Annotated in this window: 7 protein-coding genes and 1 tRNA gene; 6 read left to right on the forward strand and 2 right to left on the reverse strand. The window is 64.8% G+C overall.

What is annotated here, in order from left to right; translation table 11 throughout:
* The first annotated feature begins 89 nt into the window (after positions 1-89).
* Both V5E97_RS01375 and V5E97_RS01380 read left to right on the forward strand, forming a co-directional pair.
* Positions 90-1,412: a sensor domain-containing diguanylate cyclase gene (locus V5E97_RS01375; RefSeq protein WP_406697482.1), complete on the forward strand. Its 1,323-nt coding sequence runs from the start codon at positions 90-92 to the stop codon at positions 1,410-1,412.
* A 280-nt stretch (positions 1,413-1,692) separates the two neighbouring features.
* Positions 1,693-1,929, forward strand: coding sequence for a hypothetical protein (locus tag V5E97_RS01380; protein ID WP_406697483.1), 237 nt, complete (start codon positions 1,693-1,695; stop codon positions 1,927-1,929).
* Positions 1,930-2,639: 710 nt separating this feature from the next.
* On the opposite strand, the gene V5E97_RS01385 is transcribed toward V5E97_RS01380, so the two are convergent.
* Positions 2,640-2,728: transfer RNA gene (locus V5E97_RS01385), tRNA-Ser, on the reverse strand.
* 361 nt (positions 2,729-3,089) lie between these two features.
* Here V5E97_RS01385 and V5E97_RS01390 point away from each other — a divergent pair.
* Positions 3,090-3,707 (forward strand): RNA polymerase sigma factor, encoded by a 618-nt coding sequence (locus V5E97_RS01390; RefSeq protein ID WP_406697485.1) that lies wholly within the window; start codon positions 3,090-3,092, stop codon positions 3,705-3,707.
* Positions 3,707-7,465, forward strand: coding sequence for a protein kinase domain-containing protein (locus V5E97_RS01395; RefSeq protein ID WP_406697486.1), 3,759 nt, complete (start codon positions 3,707-3,709; stop codon positions 7,463-7,465). Before V5E97_RS01390 ends, V5E97_RS01395 begins: the two co-directional genes overlap by 1 nt.
* A 278-nt stretch (positions 7,466-7,743) precedes the next feature.
* On the opposite strand, the gene V5E97_RS01400 is transcribed toward V5E97_RS01395, so the two are convergent.
* Positions 7,744-9,225 (reverse strand): hypothetical protein, encoded by a 1,482-nt coding sequence (locus tag V5E97_RS01400; protein ID WP_406697487.1) that lies wholly within the window; start codon positions 9,223-9,225, stop codon positions 7,744-7,746.
* Between the two features lie 513 nt (positions 9,226-9,738).
* On the opposite strand from V5E97_RS01400, the gene V5E97_RS01405 reads away from it, so the two are divergent.
* Together V5E97_RS01405 and V5E97_RS01410 are read left to right on the forward strand one after the other, a co-directional pair.
* Positions 9,739-10,440: a hypothetical protein gene (locus tag V5E97_RS01405; RefSeq protein WP_406697488.1), complete on the forward strand. Its 702-nt coding sequence runs from the start codon at positions 9,739-9,741 to the stop codon at positions 10,438-10,440.
* The gene (locus V5E97_RS01410) at positions 10,374-17,957 is read left to right on the forward strand and encodes an MG2 domain-containing protein (RefSeq protein WP_406697489.1); all 7,584 of its coding nucleotides are present in this window, start codon (positions 10,374-10,376) and stop codon (positions 17,955-17,957) included. The genes V5E97_RS01405 and V5E97_RS01410 overlap by 67 nt, the downstream gene beginning before the upstream one ends.
* Positions 17,958-18,290: the final 333 nt, after the last annotated feature.

The raw sequence follows: 18,290 nt of genomic DNA on the forward strand, positions 1-18,290 counted from the left end.
CAATCTTCAGGATGACTCGATGGTTGCTACGCCACACACGCCTTCTCAACAACGTAAGCAGGTCTCGCCTCGGAAGGAATGGCCAAGCGATGCGTCGAAATGGCGAAAAACGCTTGCGGGCCGCAGAAAGCCTGAACAACCTTGATACGAAACTTCAGGATGAGGCGGGGACGCACGAGCAGACAACCGGCCCAAGGCGAGGCGAGCTCAAGTTCATTGATCGGGGAGGGGTTGCCACGGCGGGTACGGCACCAGAAACGGGGAGTGAGCTTGGCGACGAAGTCGCCTATCTCACAAAGATCCTTGCCGTCCAGACGGAGATCGGCAAGGTGGGGCTCGATATCGAAAAGTTGGTCGCGTTGGTCGCGGAACGATCCCAGACGCTGACGAATGCGAACGGGGCCATCGTGGGGCTTATGGTCGGTGATGAGGTGGTCTACCACGCGGGCAGCGGGACGGCCATGGACCATCTGGGGACGAGGCTCTCGATCGCCACCAGCTTGTCCGGATTCTGCATCCGGACGGGCAAAGTGCTCCGCTCCGATGAAACGCAGACGGACCCGCGAGTCAACCAGGAGGTGTGCCGCCGCATCGGGCTCCGATCGATGATCGTTGTGCCCCTGGCTCACGGTGGCCGAGTGGTCGGGGTGCTCAAGGTCTTCTCTCCCTTGCCCTCGCGGTTCAGCGATCGGGATGTCCGCACGCTCCAACTGATGGCCGGGCTCGTTGGCGCGGCGATGGGGCACGCAGCCGAGCACAACGCCAGACTGGTTTTACTCGAGGAACGGACCAAGGCGATGGAGGCGCTACGACGGAGCGAGGAGCAACTGACGAAACAACTCGACCTGACACGACAGTTGAACCGCGAGTTGGAGCGGGCCAATGCGCAACTCGCGGAGATGGCCAGAACCGACGGGTTGACCGGCCTGTGGAACCGACGCCACTTCGACGAGGCGCTCCAAGAGGGCTGTTCGTTCATGTCTCGGTACGGAGAGCCGGTCTCGGTCGTCATGGTGGACGTTGACGAGTTCAAATCATACAACGACACCTACGGACACCAAGCGGGGGACGAGGTGCTCCGAACCATTGCCGCGGTCCTAAAATTCAGCGCACGACGGCACGACACGGTCGCCCGGTTCGGCGGCGAGGAATTTGCCCTCCTGCTTCTCGGGGCTGACATCTCGGCCGCGGCCACGCTCGCCGAACGGCTCCGCCTGGCCCTCGAGGCTGGCCCTTGGGCCAATCGGCCGGTGACAGCCAGTTTCGGAGTCGCCACCGCTTGGCCCGGCTCCGCGAATCCCCGGGAACTCGTCAAAATGGCCGACGAAGCACTCTATCTCTCGAAACGGCAAGGGCGAAATCGAGTCACCTGCTACGAGAAGTCCGCCCCAGAAATCGAGATCAAGGTCTAGCAAGGCGCCCGGAAGGTCGCTCCTGAGCCTTCACGTGAAACATGCCTACCCGCTCCCAGATCCGTCCCGGCACACCCGTCCCCGCCGCCTCGAAACCACTCCCTTCATCTTGCCTTAATCGCCTTAACCCTAGACTCTTCACCTCTTTAGCCCTATTACTTACGCAAATTCTACCGCGTTCCTTCTTATTCCCGACAATATCGATCGGATTTCTTGACATTAACCCAAGGGGTGCGTATACTCCCTGGTGTCTGACAATGGCCATGAAAGGAGGCTGTTCGTGTTGACCCGCTTTGAGACAAACGGACGAATTGATGCCGATCATTCCACGCGTTCGCCGGAGTTGCTCCGGAGCAAGCGGGTCTGTACGGCAATCGTCGATCCGTTGAGCGAGCGGGCCTCATCGAACATCGCCCTACTTTATGGCGGCGTTTTCTCGAGGCCGGACAAGGAGAGTGGAGCGACCCCGCAGCGGGCCTGGTTCCCCTCCGCCACTCGGCAGGCGTTCGCACAATAATCGAAGTGGGGATTCCTGGATCCTCGGAATTCCACCCAACGGACGGTGCCTTGGTCGCCCTTGTGACGACCGAGCCATTCCACAAACCGAACCAAGCGACTCGCTTCAGGTCGCCGGACGAAAGCAACGTCGACGACCTGAGATTTCACTCCCTCTTTCACTTCCCATTGCACTTCCCACTTCCGCACACTCAGCGCCCTGCTCTGGTGACGTCCTCGTCTCCAAAGCAGGGCGTCCCGCAATGGCGCATCGCAAAAGCGAGGCGACGGAAACCGCTTCCAACAAGTCGGTTCGTGCCGGATCGCCCCGAATGGGCGACCGCCCATGACCAGGGATGACCCACGCACACAATCAGATCATCGAATGGCGACCTGGGCTGGAGCGGGCGGGATCGCATGCGGGCCAAAAGCCGGAAAGATCTGTCAGTGCGTATTGCAGGCGAGATTGAGAAGCGGCAAGTAGGACGAGCCACGCTTGGAGAGCGTGACCGAACCGATCCGGCCTACGTTCACGTCGCGGGTATTGCCTGAATCGATTTGACCGGAATGCCCAAACCGGCGCCTTCGGCTTGCGTGGCAGGGGAGGGGGGGAGATTCCGGCGGCTTCAGCCGGAGCAGCCGCTCCGGCCTTTCACTACCGCCGTCCTGGGAAACAACAAACCTCGCAAGCCCCTTGAGTATCTGGGACTTGCGAGGCCGTATTATTTCAAACGGAGAGGGGGGGATTCGAACCCCCGAAGGGCTTTGACACCCTTAACGGTTTAGCAAACCGTCGCTTTCGACCACTCAGCCACCTCTCCAGCATTCATTTTTGTCGTCACCCTTATTCTGGCAGCGACATTTGAGTTACAAACCTTACCAGACTGAGGCCGTACTCGTCAATCGGAAGATTTCAAAAAGCGGCAGACCCGCGCGGGACTGGCGACCTTTTTCGAACTCGGTGGCGGAACCGACCAGTATCGTTATATCAGCACTCAGACGACTCGATGGCCCCAACCCGACCCCTTGATAGGGAAACCCGAAAAGGGGGGCTTCGCATTCGTGATGTGGCGAGGCGATTGCCAAGACGCGCCTGGTAAGGTTAGGTTAGGGGGCTAACGCGGGAGGAGTAGCAGAGCCGCGGCGCCTTGTTCGCGGCCTCCACGAGGGAGCCAAGGGATCATGTCGGTCGGCGACCCGATCCGAAGCGAACGCGAACGCGAAGAGGGCGACATCCCCGAATTCCTGGCACGGATCCAGGCTGGGGATGAGTCAGCCGCCCGCGAACTCTTGACGCGATACGAGGCCGAGGTCCGGCTCGTCGTCCGCAGGCAATTGCCGCGGCTGCTCCGGTCGCGGTTCGACTCGCTCGATTTTCTCCAGAGCGTCTGGGGAAGTTTCTTTCGCAGAGTGCGGACCGGACCGGCCGAGTTCGAAGATTCTCGACATCTTGTCGCGTTTCTGGCACGTGCTGCGAAGAATAAGGTAATCGATGAATACCGCCGCGCCGCCAGCCGGAAGCAGGATATGCACCGAGAAGAGCCGCTCTGGGTCGAGGGGAGCCGGCCCAAGGACCTCGCCTCCGACATCGATTCCCCCAGCGAAGTCGCTCAAGCTCGCGAGGTCTATAGCCGACTTCGCGACCTCGTGCCCGAGGATCGGCGCAACGTGGTCGAACTGAAGGCCGAGGGACTTTCCAGCAAGGATATCGGCCTGCGACTGGGCATCAGTGAGCGGACCGTCCAGCGGGTCTTGGAGGACCTTCGTCGGCGGGCGCAATCGGAGTTGGAGGGGAGCTGATGAGCCTGTCCACCTCGGGCCGGACGTGGGAGGATGCCTCGTCCCCCGTCGCCGTCCGCGTGGCCAGGCGGTTCGAAGCCGCCTGGCGCCACTCCAAAGGCCAGCGTCCCGAACCTGACGACTACCTCCCGCCCGACAGCCTCGATCGACCCGGTGCCCGGCTCGCCCTGCTCCGGGCCGACCTCGCCTTGCGCTGGGAGGTCGGCGAGAAAATCCCCGTGGAGTGGTATCGCGACCGCTACCCCGACCTCGGGGACGAGACCCTGGTCGCCCTCATTTATGAGGAGTTCTGCCTCCGCGAAGAAGAGCACGACACTCCGGACCCGGCCGAGTACCAAGACCGATTTCCCGAGGTTGCGGCCCGCTTGCGACGCGTCTTCGAGATTCACGGCCTGGTCGGCTCGGGACAGACGACCACCGCGCACGCTCCTTCCGCCCCGGAGATCCCGTTCCCCGAGGCAGGGCAGACGATCGCCGGCTTCCACCTCGTCGAGGAACTGGGCCGAGGGGCCTTTGCGCGTGTCTTTCTCGCTGAGGAGCGGCAACTCGCCGACCGGCCGGTGGCCTTGAAGGTCGCGCGGTCGGGTTCGCGAGAGCCGCAGACCCTGGCCCGGCTTCAGCACACCCATATCGTGCCGGTGCATTCGACCCGAACCGACCCGGCGACCGGCCTGCACTTGCTCTGCATGCCCTACTTCGGCCGGGTCACGCTGGCGACACTCCTGGCCGATCCCGAGGTGAAATCCGCACGCACGGGAGGGGAGCTGGTCGATGCGCTCGACCGGCTCGGCACCGAGAAGGCTCCCTCCGGCCGATCAACCGGCCGGGTGGCCCTGGCCCGGCGGTCGTATGCGCTGGCGATCGCCTGGTGGGGCGGGCGGATGGCCGAAGCCCTCGAGCACGCCCACGAACGAGGGGTCTTGCATCGCGACGTCAAGCCTTCGAACGTCCTGGTCACGGGCGACGGCATGCCGATGCTCCTGGACTTCAATCTCGCGCGTGAGACGGTGACCGACGATCCCGACTCCACGGCCAGCACGCTCGGCGGCACCCTCGACTACATGGCCCCCGAACATCTCGAGGCGCTCGCCGACGGCACGAGCCGCCACGTCGACGCCCGTTCGGATATTTACGGCCTGGGTGTGCTCCTCTACGAGAGCCTGATGGGCGAGCGGCCGTTCACGACTCCCAAGCGAGCGCGCTCGGCGGCCGAGCTGCTGCTGCTGGCGGCCGAAGAGCGGCGAGCCGGCGCTCCTTCGCTCCGGAGCACGCACCCCGAGGTGCCCGCCGCGTTCGAAGCCGTGGTTCGCCGCTGTCTCGCCCCCGAGCCGGACAACCGCTATGCCACGGCCGGGGAACTGGCGGCCGACCTCCAGGCGGTCGCCGACGATCGCCCCCTGAAATACGCGCGCGAGCCGCTTCCCAGCCGTGCCGTGCGCTGGGTCCGCCGCAATCGCAGGACCCTCGCGATGGCCGCGCCGATGCTGATCGCGCTGGCGGTTGTCGTCACGATCCTCGTCAAGGTGCGGATCGATCGGGACCACCACCTGATGGAGATCGAGAACCTGATGCAGGGGGGGGCAATCTCTCTCGAGAACGAGGACTTTCGCACGGCGGTCATGCAGTTCGATACGGCGAGCCGGCTGTCTGATGGTCTCTCGCACCTCAAACCCCTCTTCAAGAAATCGCGTGAGAAAGCTCGACTCGCCGAGCAGACGGGGGTCATTCGAGCCAACGCCGATACCCTGTTCCAGGACGCCGAGCCCTTGCGGTTCCGCCTGACGCTCTTCCTTGGCGATCTGGAGGTGGCGTCCCAGAGGCTTCAAGAAACGCTCAAGCCATTCTATGTGCTCGACAACCCCGACTTCACGACGCTCCCCGACCTGAAGTTGCTCGATGCGCGCCGGCGGTTTCGTTTGCTCCGCGAAGTCAACGAGCTCCTCTTCTTATGGGTTGCGGCCGCGGCCCGCGACCCTTCCTGTCGCCCAGAGGCGCTCCGCGACGCGACCAAGATCTGCGACCGCGTCCTCTCATTCGCCTCGCCCGAGGACGCTTGGCCCAAAGCGCCCTGGAAAGCGATGCGCGGACTCCTGGCCGAACGGCAAGGCGAATCGGCGATCCTGGGGGATCGCGACGCCTCCCCCGCCGCTGCTGACTCTCCCCTGACCTGCTTTCAGTGGGGGTTCATCCGCGAGCTCGAAGGAAGGCACACCCAGGCGCTCGACTGGTTCCGCCGGGCCGCCTGGAACGAAGAAAAGAACTACTGGTATCACTATTACCTGGCCTACCTCGCCGGCCTGTCCGGGTATTCCGAGGAGGCCCTGAGGCATTACGGCTCGGCCGTGGCCCTTGCCGAAGACTCTCCCTGGGCTCGTCTCGGCCGCGGCCAGCACTACCGCGAGCAGGGGGCCTTGCCCATGGCCTGGACCGACCTGAGACAAGCCCAGACTCTGTTCGAAGCGCTTCAGAAGGAGCGGAAGGAACGCGAGGAGGGGATCGAGCTCCGGCTGACGCGTCTGGCGCTCGGGTACGTCCGCCAGCGTCAGGGAGACCTGATCGGCGCGCGGGCGGAATACGACCGCCTGATCGCGACTAACCCCGATGACAATCCAGGACGCGCCGCGAGGTTGAACCGGGCGACCCTCGACGCCGCCGCCGGCGCCATCGAGCAGGCTCGGGCCAGCTACAACGCCCTCGTCGCCTCGAACCCCGACGACCTCTCCGCGCAAGAAGGTCGCGCTCTCCTGGCGCTCCAGGCGGGAGAAGCAAGCTCGGCCGAGTCCGACTTCTCGGATCTGGTGCGAAGGACCAACGGGCGCAACGATCAATATCTCGCCAATCGGGGCCTGGCTCGGCTACTCCTGGGGCGTATTGAGGAGGCCGAGGCCGATGCCAGGGAGGCGGCCCGGCTCAATCCCTCGCCGGGACATACGCGACTCTGGACGCGGACCTTGCTCGCAAGGGGCCAGGTGGAGGAGCTGCCGATCGACCGCCCCGACGAGCTCGCGCGGCTTCCCTTGGGAGGTCTGTCGTTGACGGCCGACATCCGAAAAGGAGTGGCCAGGCTCGAAGAGGCCGCCGAAAGCGGTGGGTTGGCGGCGCTCCGGGCTCGACTCACCCGCGCCTTGCTCCTGGCGGCCATTCGAGATCCCGCCGCCGAGCAGGAGGCGAGTCTTGCCGTGGCGCTGGCACCGCTCTCGCCACGGGTCTTCCTGGTCCGAGGCCGGGTCCGCCATCGCCTGGGAGCAATCCGAAGTGCCCAGGAGGACGCCGATCGCGGGTTGCGCCTCGAACCGGACGACGTTCGCCTCCTGGAATTGCGAGGCCGGACGCGGATCGAGTCGGGCAGCCCTCGCGCGGGACTCGCCGATATCGACCGTGCGATCCGGCTCGGCACCGGAACCTCTCTCCGTGGGGCCAGAGCCGAGGCACTCCTCGCCCTGGGAGAAACCCAGAAGGCACTCCTCGAGTGGACGAACGCTCTGCGCGACGACCCCGAAGATCCCCGCGCCTACCTCGGCCGGGCACGGACCTATCTCCGGCTCGGGAAGCCGGACCTGGCGATGACTGAACTCGAACAGGCCTCGGTCTGGACGGGTGACGAGCCTGGCCTCCAGCTTTCGCTGATTCTGAACTCGGTCCGTTGTCTCCCCGGACAACCTAACCTGATTCCTCGCGTCATCGCCCTGACCAGGCGTGCCTGGGAATCGCACCGCGTGGCCTCGCCCCCGCTCAACGGGCCCCGAGCGGTCGAATGAAGCTCCGCCGAACCCGTTATAAACTTATCTACGACTTATGATTGATTGGCGGTCAAGATCAGATTTCCCCATTGGGTGGGCACGGCCCACCATCCCTATCTCCTTGCCAAAGCAGAGGATAAGATGGTGGGCCGTGCCCACCCTACGGGAATTATTAGGCCGACATTGTAGGATCCACGCTGATGTTAAGGCCGATCGCGACGCCGTTGAGGCTGACTCTGGCGATTTGAGCTTCGCACCGAGGGGTGGCTGGGTTCGGCAAAGTCGCTCGCTTTATTTCACTGTCCGCGAATGGCACGGCGGATCAAGCGGAGCCGAACCATGGGCCGCGACGGGGCGAGAAACTGGAGCGATGCGAAGAGGTCGGGGAGCACGAGGCCGACGACCAGAGCGAAGGCCAGGGTCAGGCCAGGCACCACCGACGACCGACGGGATCGACTCGGCGGTCGCCCTGAGGCCTCGGTCGTCGTGCGGGAAGGAGGAGACTGCAGGGGCGATGACTCGGCCGAGCGAGAGTTGCCCGGAATCGGCGCTGAGACGAACCCAGGCGCGGAAGCCGCTTCGACCGACTCGGCCTGGCCCGAATCCGCCGAGGTCGCGGAATCGGTCGTGACGACAGCGGCCGAGCTGGCGATCAGCGCCGTCGCCAGCAGGGGGAGTCCACCGGGCCCCCGCAGTGTGACGACCTGAACGACCTCAGGCTCGGCAACGGGAACGGGCAGTCGAACTTCGAGGTCCAGATCATCCACCGGCCGAGCCGGGTCGAACTCAGCCAGGTCGGCCCGCGCTGCCTCATGCCGATCGACCGGAGGAACCGTCTCAGGCGCTGCGAGTACCCCACCCAAAGGAGCGGTCGAGCGCACTGGCAGCGGCCCGACATGAACCGGAGGGGAGTACGTCCCGGCATACTCGTCCTGGCCCGGCTCGTAGGGCAACGGCCCCGAGACGACAGGCGGCTGATTTTGGGTATTGGGATCGGGGCTGCTCGGTTCGGGAGGCGGGATCAATGGGCCGGTCGACGTGTCAAGCGGGAACGGTGAGATGTTCAGCGACCCTAGAAACGGACAGTTCGCAAAAGGGTCCGACTCGTCAGCCGGCGAAGTTGACGGGCCACCCAACTGAGGCGCAGACTGCGGATTACGCGTGACTTCCAAGATATAGGGGAAATAATCGAAGCCCTGTGCGTACGCAGGTTCCGTTTCCGCGGGCGGAGTGATTTTCACAAAGAGAGATGAAGCTTTTTCTGACCGCAGTCGGATCGAGAATGTGAACGACGAAGTCGCGGGGTTGGGCGAGTAGTTCGCGTACTCTTTGAAATTCGCGTCGAAAACGCGAATGCCCTCGGCGATCGGCTGGTTGGCCCAGGCCGATTTGAGCACGAAATCGAAGTAGGAGACGCCCGACTCGGAGTAAATCTCGAGCAAGTCGGGGGCTGATCCCGGGCTAAGGCTTCCGTGCACCGTCACGATTCTTGCGAACGGTACCTGATGAGCCGTCGACCAGTCATCGACCAGCGAGAGCGACGCGTTCGTCGCCAGGATCGGCATCGCCGAGCCGTAGTCGACAGGGACGGAGAACTCTTCCTTCGGCGTCTCCACTTCAGCAAGACTGGTGCCCGTCGTCGAGAGGAGCCAGCGCGGCTCGAGCGACTCGACTCGGAAGCGAGTCTGATTCCGGCGCAGCCGGGTTCGCTCGGACCGCAAATCCGGGGTCCCCTTCCAACGCTGGAGCCAGCTCAGTCCTTGGAACGCGGCATGCATCCGTGGCACCGTGGGGCGATCAGTCGTCAGGCGTCGATCACGTCCGCAAAGTGGACTGGAGTGCCCGATTTATGGAGCATCCACCACCTCGTCGTACAGAGCTTAACGAAACCCCCGGCCGGTCCCCGACACGAAAAACTTAAATTCCCACTGAAAATTCAACCGAAATCGTCAGAAATCCAACTCTGAAAACATTTTACAGACCACCAAATCAGCTCAAAATTCCTGACCCGACCGCGACGGACGTCGCAGTCGGACCTTTCTTTTCGAGAGAAAGACGTCTAAGGATAATGGGACGAGGACGTCAATCTTATGAGATTGGGGAGAGGTGTTCCGCTCTGATCTCGTGCATTGGGGCACCGATCACCTCGCTGTAAGAATTCAGAATGAGGGCGGGGAACGGAGTTTCCCCGGAGGACGTCCAAACCTAAAGTGACGTCGCGCCCGTTCAAGTCACCGAAGTGGTTATCCACTACTTCCGATTCAGAGCTTTCGATACTGGAGATCCCTGCCGTGACACCTCGCAACGGCCAAGGCCTCGTCTGGCTCGGTGGAGTGCTCCTGTCGCTGTTCTTGGTTCTGGAGCCTGGCGTTCGCGCCGCGGATCCACCGGGAGCGACGGCCCGGCCGATCACACCGCGGACGGCGGTGGAACCGGCCGCCCCCGTGTTGCCCGCGGAGGTGGTCGCGGCGATGCAGGACGGGCAGTTCGCCGACGCCGGCAAGGCACTCGCAGCGCTCGCCGAGAAGGCCAAGAACGACGAAGAACGGGCTTATTACACCCTGATCCGCGGAGTCGCCGAGCGTCTCGGCGGGCAAGGTGACGCCGCTCGCCGCGTCCTTGCCGCCGCGCTCGAGGCCGCGCCTCGAGGGCCGTGGGCCGCCAAGTTGCGGGCCGAACTGGCGGCCGCCGAGCTGGCCGCAGGCCACCCCGACGCCGCCGAAGCCCTGGCTCGCGCCGAGGCCGAAACCTTGCTCGCCGGCGACCGCAAGGACCGCCTCGCCGAGGTCTATCACGCCTTCGCCCGCTCACTGCTCAAGCCCGACGACCCGGTCACGCCGGCCGATCCCAACGGCGCTACGACTTGCTCGTACAGGCGCGAGGGTTGGCCAGGGGCGAGGCGCTCCACGCCGGACTTCTCCTCAGCATGGCACGCGCCAGCCAGGCCGCGGGGAACCATCCGCGGGCCATCCAGGACCTGCAGCTCTATCTGAAAGAGGCGCCCAAGGGGCAGGACCGCGTGGAGGCCCGCTATCGCCTGGGCGAAGCCCAGCGCAATGCCGGCCAGGTCCTCGCCGCGCGTCTGACCTGGGCCGATCTCGCTCGCGAGCTCGCCGCCTCCGGCAAACCGCTCTCCAAGGGGGAGGACGGGTTCCGGGCGCGAGCCCTCTACGGCGTCGCCCTGACACATGGCGTTCCCAATCCTTCCAATGACGCCAGCCTGAGCCTGGGTGTCGCCGCGCTCAAGCGATTCCTAACCGAATATCCGGCCAACCCGTTGGCCGTGGAGGCCGCCTACCAGGTCGGAGCTTCCTATCTGGCGCGAGGCAAGGGGCAAGAAGCGCTCGGGGCGCTCAAGGCCTTCCTGAACGAAGAGGGCTATCGCGCCGAAACCGATGAGGCGAAACGCGACCTGGCGCGGCTCTTGATGTCCGCGACCTACCAGGTCGGCCAGGTCTTGCAGGGGCAGGAGAAATTCGACGAGGCGATCGCCGCCTGGCGTGGGTATCTCGCCAAGTTCCCTGACGGTCCCCAATCGGCCGACGCCCAGCGTGCCATTCTCGACACCCAGCTCCTGACGGCCGCCGAACATCTGCGCCATGGCCGCTACGCCGAGGCCCGGACGGCCTGGAGGGCGTTCGCAACCGGCAACCCGCTCGATGCGCGTGTGCCTCAGCTTCTCTACGAGATCGGTGACAGCTTCGTCGTGGAAAAACAGTACGACGACGCCATCGCCGCCTGGGCTCCGCTGCTGAGCAAGTTCCCGGGGAGCGAGCCCTCGGCCCACGCCCAGTTCCGGATCGCCACAATCTTCGAGGACGAGAAGGGGGACCCCGAAGCGGCCATCGAACGCTACAAGAAGGTGGCGGTCGAACCGTGGCGGACCCGGGCACTCGAGCGGGTCGGCGTGATGGAGGCCAAGGCGCTCACAATCGTCACGCCCCGCACGTACCACTCCGGCGAAAAAGCGAAGCTCAAGGTCAGCACACGCAACCTCGAAACCCTCACGTTCTCCGCCTACAAGCTCGACGCCGAAGCTTACTTCCGCAAGAAGCAGGTCCTCGGCGGGGTCGAGTCGCTCGACATCAGTCTCGTCCAGCCCGACGCCGAGTGGACCCTGCCGGTCCCCGGCTACGCCAAATACAAGCCGATTGAGAACGAGTTCGAGCTCGAGAAGGTCGAAATCCCCGGAATTTACGTGGTCAAGGTGACCGACGAAAAGTCGCTGCAAGCGACGACGCTCGTCATCGGCAGCGACATCGAGGCAATCACCAAGATCTCGCCTGAACAAATCTTAGTTTTTGCACAAGACGTGACGACGGGCAAGGGTCGAGCCGGAGCGCGGGTGCTGATCGTCGGCGACGGGGAAGTCGTCGTCGAGGCCAAGACGGGGGCCGACGGCGTGCTCCTGAAAACCTGGGAAAAACCCCGCCCGGCGGGCGAAGAGCTGAAATTCCTCGTCTTGGACGGCCCCAACGCCGCCGGCTCGGGCTTCGGCTCGATGCCGAAAGTCTCGCAAGGGCTGACACCTCGAGCCTACCTCTATACCGATCGGCCCGCCTATCGGCCGGGGCAGAAGGTGGCCCTCCGCGGCGTGGTGCGTGAAGTGGTGAACGGCCAGTACGCCGACACGCCGGGAGCCGAGTACCGACTGGAGGTCTCGGACAGCCGAGGTCGGCGGATCGTGGCCCGTCCGGTCAAATTGTCCGCCTTCGGCACGTTCCATGAAGAGCTTCCACTCGACAGCGGAGCGCCCGTGGGGACATACCAGGTCCGGGTCTACCAGCCGGGAGCCAGCGACTTCTCCGGTCAGTTCGAGGTGCAAGCCTACCGGCTCGAGAAGCTCGACCTCGCTTTTGACATGAAGAAATCGGTCTACTTCCGGGGTGAGACCATCGAGGCCGACGTCGTGGCACGCTATCAGTATGGCGCCCCGGCCGCGGGCCGACCGATCGCCGTGCAGCTCCCCGACGGCCGCTTGGTCCGCGGATCGACCAACGGCGAAGGCAAGTACCACGTCGAGTTCACCACCGAGGGATTCGCCGAAGAGCAGGCGCTCCAGCTCATGGCGCAGTTGCCCGAGGACGGCGTCGGGGCGGTGGCCCGCGTGATGCTCGCGGTCCGTGCGTTCTCGATCGACTTGAAAACGGCCCGAGACGTCTACCTGGACGGCGAGTCGTTCCCGCTCACCACGACGACCATCGATGCGCAAGGGAAGCCTACGGGTGAAACCCTGAGCATTGCCGTATTGAAACGAGTGACCCTGGCCGGACGAGTCACTGAGCGTGAAGTCCTCCGCAAGGAATTGAAAACGGACCCCGCGACTGGGCGTGGGGAGACCACGCTCAAGGTCGACGACGATCAAGGCGGGGCATTCATTGTCCGGGTCGCTGGCGTGGACCGGTTCGGCAACCCGGTCGTCACCGATCGGGCGCTGACGATCTCCGGGAAGAAAGACGAGACCAAGCTCCGCATCCTGGCCGACCGCCAGACGTTCAAAGTGGGCGAGGAAGCCACGGTCAACCTGCACAGTCGAGGCCGAGCTGGCACCGCACTGCTGGCCTGGGAGGCCGATCGCATCTTGCAATACAAGATCGTCAGGATTGAGGACGGCGACAATGCCGTCGCCTGGGCGATCGACGGGGCCCAGTTCCCGAATTTCACGCTGACCGCCGCGCGGATGTCGGGGACGCACTTCGACGAGGCCCGCCTCGACGTTCGGGTCGAGCGTGACCTGCGGGTCAAGATCCAGCCGACCAAGCCGGCCGTCGGGCCGGGCGAGGAGATCGAGGTCGAGGTCACGACCGAGGATCAGCTCGGCCGGCCGGTCGCGGCCGAAGTTGCCCTGGCCCTGGTCGATGAGTCGCTCCTTCGCCTCTACAACGACAACCGGCCGCCGATCGGCCAGTTCTTCTACAACCAGACACGCACCGGCGCCTTCGCAACGGTCTCGACCAACACCTTCAAGTACACCCCCACGACGACCCCCGTCGCCGAGGCTGTGGTGGAAGAGGCCGAGCGGGACGCCGCCCGCCTGGCGAACGAGGCGGGAAAAGCCAAGATCCTGGAACAGGCCAAACGCCAGACGTTCGCCTTGGCCCCCGCCGCAGCCCCCGTCGAGGCCCTCGGGATCAATTCTCCCTCAGCGGGGGGGGCGGTCAACGGCCCCAACATGGGCGGCATGATGCCCGGAATGGCGGGTGGAATGGGAGGGATGGGAAGGGCCATTGCTCCCGGCCTGGAGATGGATGCCGCTGCAGGAAAACCTCAAGTCAACGGCAATTTCTCGGCGGATCTGAGCATACCGTTATCAAGCTTGAATGAAATGGAAAGCAAAGACAGGGATCCGATCCTCGCACAGGATCAGCAGCGGGGCGTCTTCTTCAACGATGCGCAGGCGAGCGATCGCAGGTTCGGCTCACGCGTCGACACTCCCAAACTTCTCGCCCGCCGCAACACGGTCCAGGTTCGCCAGCAGTTCGTTGAAACGGCGTACTGGAACCCGAGCGTCGTCACCGACAAGCAGGGGAAGGCCAAAATCACCTTCCCCGCTCCGATGGCGCTGTCGCGTTATCGGTTCTCGGCTCGCGGCGTCTCCGCAGGCGATACACTGGTCGGGCAGACGACCGCGGAGCTGGCCGTTCGCAAAGACTTCTTCGTCGACTTGAAGGCTCCCGCGACCCTGACCCAGGGAGACAAGCCCCGGTTCCTGGCGCGGCTGCATCACGTCGGAGCCGTCGGCCAGGTCACCCTGAAGCTCGGGATCTACGCTGGGGGCAAGGACGAAGTCTTCCCGAAAACCATCGAGGTCAAAGCCGATGGCGTTGACGAAGTCCTCTTCGAGCCGTTTGAGGTCCCCGACGGTGAGAACGTCCGCCTGACCTTGACCGCCACCCTTGGCGCGAGCAAGGACGAGCTGGTGGTCGAAGTCCCGATCCGGCCTTGGGGCGTGCAATCGTTCGCCTCGGCCTCGGGCACCGCGAGTGACGATGCCACGGTCTTTGTCGGCCTGCCACCGGGCCGTGCTTATGAAGGGTCCGAGATGCTGGTCGTGCTCTCGCCCACGCTCCGGCGGATGCTCATCGAGCTCGCCTTGGGGCAGGATGCCTACCCGCTGAACACGCGGATCAACACGTGCATTTTCCCGCCGCCCCCCTCGACGACCGCCGACCGCGCGGGCGAGTTGCTGGCGGCCACGCAAGCGCTCAGTTATTTGAAAGCGATCCGCTCGGCGGAGGCTCCCGAAGCGGAGCGGCTGACGTCGCGAATCCGTGGTCTCGTGGCCGAGCTGATCGCCGCGCAAAGCGAAGACGGAGGCTGGCCCTGGGTGGGTGGACCGATCATCGCCGGCAAGCCCGCCAACCCGAGCGACCGGGCCACCTCGTCCCGGGTGGTCTGGGCCCTGGCGACGGCCGAACCGCTCGGTCTCCTGACCGATCCCGGGGCACTCGCCAAGGCTGCGGCCTACCTGACGCAAGAGCTGGCCAAGCTCGGCGCGGCCGATCATGAGACGCGTGCCTTGCTCCTTCATGCCCTGAGCACGCGCAAGGCCACGACGTTCGAGCAGGCCAACGCCTTGAACCGGCTTCGCCAAGGCCTGTCCGACGCCGCCTTGGCCTACCTGGCGCTCACCTTTGTGAATCTCGACCGGGCGACGATCGCGGGGGAAGTCCTCGACGTGCTCGGCACCCGAGCCAAGTCGGAACCGACCGAGCCGGGCCATCGCCGTCGCAGCTTCTGGGCCGGCGAGAGCCGGTTGCCATTCAACAAGGGACCGGTCGAAGCCACCGCCCTGGCCGCCCTTGCCTTCGCGCAAGCCAGGCCGCAGGCACCGGTGATCGCCGAGGCGACCGACTGGCTCCTGGCCCATCGCCAGGGGACCGGCTGGCAACCCCGGAAGGCGCAAGGGCCGGCCCTGGCCGCCCTGGCCGCCTATTACGGCCGGGCCGCAAGCGCGGAGGATCGCTATCAGCTCGTCGTGACGGTCAACGAGACCGAGGTGGCACGCCTCAATGTGGTCGGCCCCACCGAGGGGAAGGCGATCCTGGTCCCACGCGATGCCCTGAAGCCAGGAGACAAGAACCGGATCCGCTTCGACGTCGAAGGCCGAGGGTCGTTCGGCTACGCCGTCACCCTGACCGGCTTCACCCGCGACCTCGCACCCGATCAGGACCGGACTGGCCGCACCGCGGTCATCAATCAGCGCGTCTACCTGCCCACCCCGCCGGAACTCGACGGCAAGGTCCTACCGATGGGCTTCGGCGTGGCCGTCGATGCTTCCCAGTTCGAGAACAAGGCGAGCCAGGTCGCAGTCGGCGGCAAGGCCAGGGTCCGCATCGACGCCTTCCGAAACCTCAAGGGAGCGGTCCCCGAGTGGGAGCGCGACTTCCTGATCGTCGAGGAGCACCTGCCGGCCGGGACGACTTTGATCGACGGGTCGGTGGAGTCGCAGGCCGGCTCATACACCCTGACCGACGACGTCCTGACCTTCTACTTCGCCCCTAACCAGTGGCCGGGGGCAATCCAGTACGACGTCTATGGTTATCTGCCGGGGCGTTATCGCGCCTTGCCCGCCTCGATCCGGAGTGCCTACGAGCCGGGACGTGCGCATCTGGGGCAGGCCGGCGACCTCAAGGTTCTGGCTCCTGGGGAGGCGAATACCGACTCGTACAAGCCGACGCCCGACGAGCTCTTCGCACGCGGCAAGGCGCAGTTCGACGCCGGTCGACTGGCCGAGGCCGCCGAACCGCTCGGTCAACTCTTCGGCGGCTACACCTTGCAAGACAACATTGCCAAGGACGCCGCGCGGATGCTCCTCCTGATCCACATCCGCGAGTACGACGCCCGGAAGGTCGTGCAGTACTTCGAGGTCGTCAAGGAGAAGGCCCCCGAACTGGTCATCGGCTTCGACGACTTGCGGGTCATCGGTCGGGCCTACCGCGATATCGGTGAGTTCGAGCGTGCCTATCTCGTCTGGCGCGGGGTTTCCGAGGCCAGTTACCTGGAAGACGCGAGGGTCGGTGAGGTTCTTCGCCAGCGTGGGAAGACGTTGGAGGGGGTCGCCTACCTGATCGGCCTCTGGCGTGAGTATCCCGACTCGGCGTCGATCGATGCCGACTTCTTCGGCCTCTCCCAGGTCCTCGCCCAGCTTGCCGGCAAGGCCGTGACCGACCCCGCGCTCCGGCGGGAGTTGGCCGACGCCGGGGTCACGCGCTCGGAGCTGCTGCTCCAAGCGATCCGCCTGATCCAGGCCTCGCTGGCACGATCCCCGAAGAGCCCGCTCGCTGACGAGGCCAGCCTCGCCCTCGTGGGCGCCTTCCTGGAGTTGGGCGATGACGAGGCGGTCGTCAAGCTTTCCGCACGGTTCGCCAAGCTCTATCCCAAGAGCACGTTCCTCGACAGCTTCCAGTACAGCGAGGCCCTCGGCGACTTCCACCTGGGCCGGTACGACCGGGCGATCGCGGTCGCCGAAGCCATCACCAAGGCGACCTACAAAGACGCCGATGGCGTCGAGCAGGCCAGCCCCAACAAGTGGGAGGCGACTTATATCCTCGGGCAGATCTTCGACGCGCGTCGGCAGCCGGGCAAGGCCCTCGAGTATTACCGGCAGGTCGCCGAGCGATTCACCGACGCGGCCGGGGCGGTCCGGTCGTTCACACGCAAAGACTTGAAGCTGGCCGAAGTGACGGTTGTCCGCCCCGTCACGCCCCCCGAGGTCGCCGCCGGCCGGGCCGGGCTCCGCGCGGTGGCTCCCACCGATCCCAAGGACGTGAAGAGCAACAAGCCAGGAGTCACGCTCGACTATCGCAACGTGGCCGAGGCGGAGGTGAAGGTCTACCCGGTCGACCTGATGCGTCTCTACCTCACCCGGCGCAATCTCGACCAGATCGCCGGCATCGACCTCGCCGGGATCACGCCACTGCTCGAGACCAAGGTCACCCTCGGCAAGGGGGAGGACTATGAGAACCGAACCAAGACGATCGAGCTCCCTTTGGAGAAGGAAGGGGCGTACCTCATCATGGTTCGGGGAGATGAGCTTTATGCCTCGGGGATCGTTCTGGTGACCCCCCTGGAAGTCGAGGTGCTCGAAGAGCCGGAGGCCGGTCGCGTTCGGGTGACGGTCCGCGACGCGCGAACCAAGGACTTCGTGCCCAAGGTCCAGGTGAAGGTCATCGGCGGCGAGAACGAAGAGTTCGTCTCGGGCGAGACCGACCTCCGCGGCGTCTACGTCGCCGAGGGCTTGCGCGGCTCGGTCACCGCCGTCGCAAGGCGCGGCACCGCGCAATACGCCTTCTACCGTGGGACCACCCACGTCGGAGCTCCGCACGCGCCGGCGAACGATAAGGCCGCGTTCGAAGCGAGTCCGAAGCCAGCCGACGCCCCCTCGCAGTCACTCGACGACAACCTCAGGATTCAGAATAGCTCGAACCAGATGCGGCAAATCGAACGACTTCAGAATCGGTACAACCAGGCCGAACCCGGTGGAGCCGCCGTGAAGGGGTTCAAGTAACCTTCCCGGGGGAATGATGAACCAGGGGCCGGGTCGATCAGAGGTGGACGTCACACCAAAGAACGGCCCGGCCCTTTTCCTCTCTACGATCCGCGACCGGGTGAGAACCTCGCTGGATTTCCGGTCCGGTCAAATCCGTAGTACGGCCGGCCCGGCCGTATCCACTACGGCCCAGGGCCATTCCTCAGACCCACGCCGACCCGGAAGAAATTACGGCCGGGCCGGCCGTGCGACTGCAAACCAAACCGGGGCGGAAACCGCAAGAATCATCGCTTCTCTAGCTCTGTCGGGGATCGTTGTGTTTTTTATGGTACGGCTCGGAAAAAAGTTGGA

Source organism: Singulisphaera photorubra, from assembly GCF_045290345.1.
Classification (GTDB): Bacteria; Planctomycetota; Planctomycetia; order Isosphaerales; family Isosphaeraceae; genus Singulisphaera.

Coding starts and splice junctions, on each gene's coding strand:
- V5E97_RS01375 (WP_406697482.1), top strand. CDS start 90: ATGCGTCGAAATGGCGAAAAACGCTTGCGGGCCGCAGAAAGCCTGAAC.
- V5E97_RS01390 (WP_406697485.1), top strand. CDS start 3,090: ATGTCGGTCGGCGACCCGATCCGAAGCGAACGCGAACGCGAAGAGGGC.
- V5E97_RS01395 (WP_406697486.1), top strand. CDS start 3,707: ATGAGCCTGTCCACCTCGGGCCGGACGTGGGAGGATGCCTCGTCCCCC.
- V5E97_RS01400 (WP_406697487.1), bottom strand. CDS start 9,225: ATGCATGCCGCGTTCCAAGGACTGAGCTGGCTCCAGCGTTGGAAGGGG.
- V5E97_RS01410 (WP_406697489.1), top strand. CDS start 10,374: ATGGCACGCGCCAGCCAGGCCGCGGGGAACCATCCGCGGGCCATCCAG.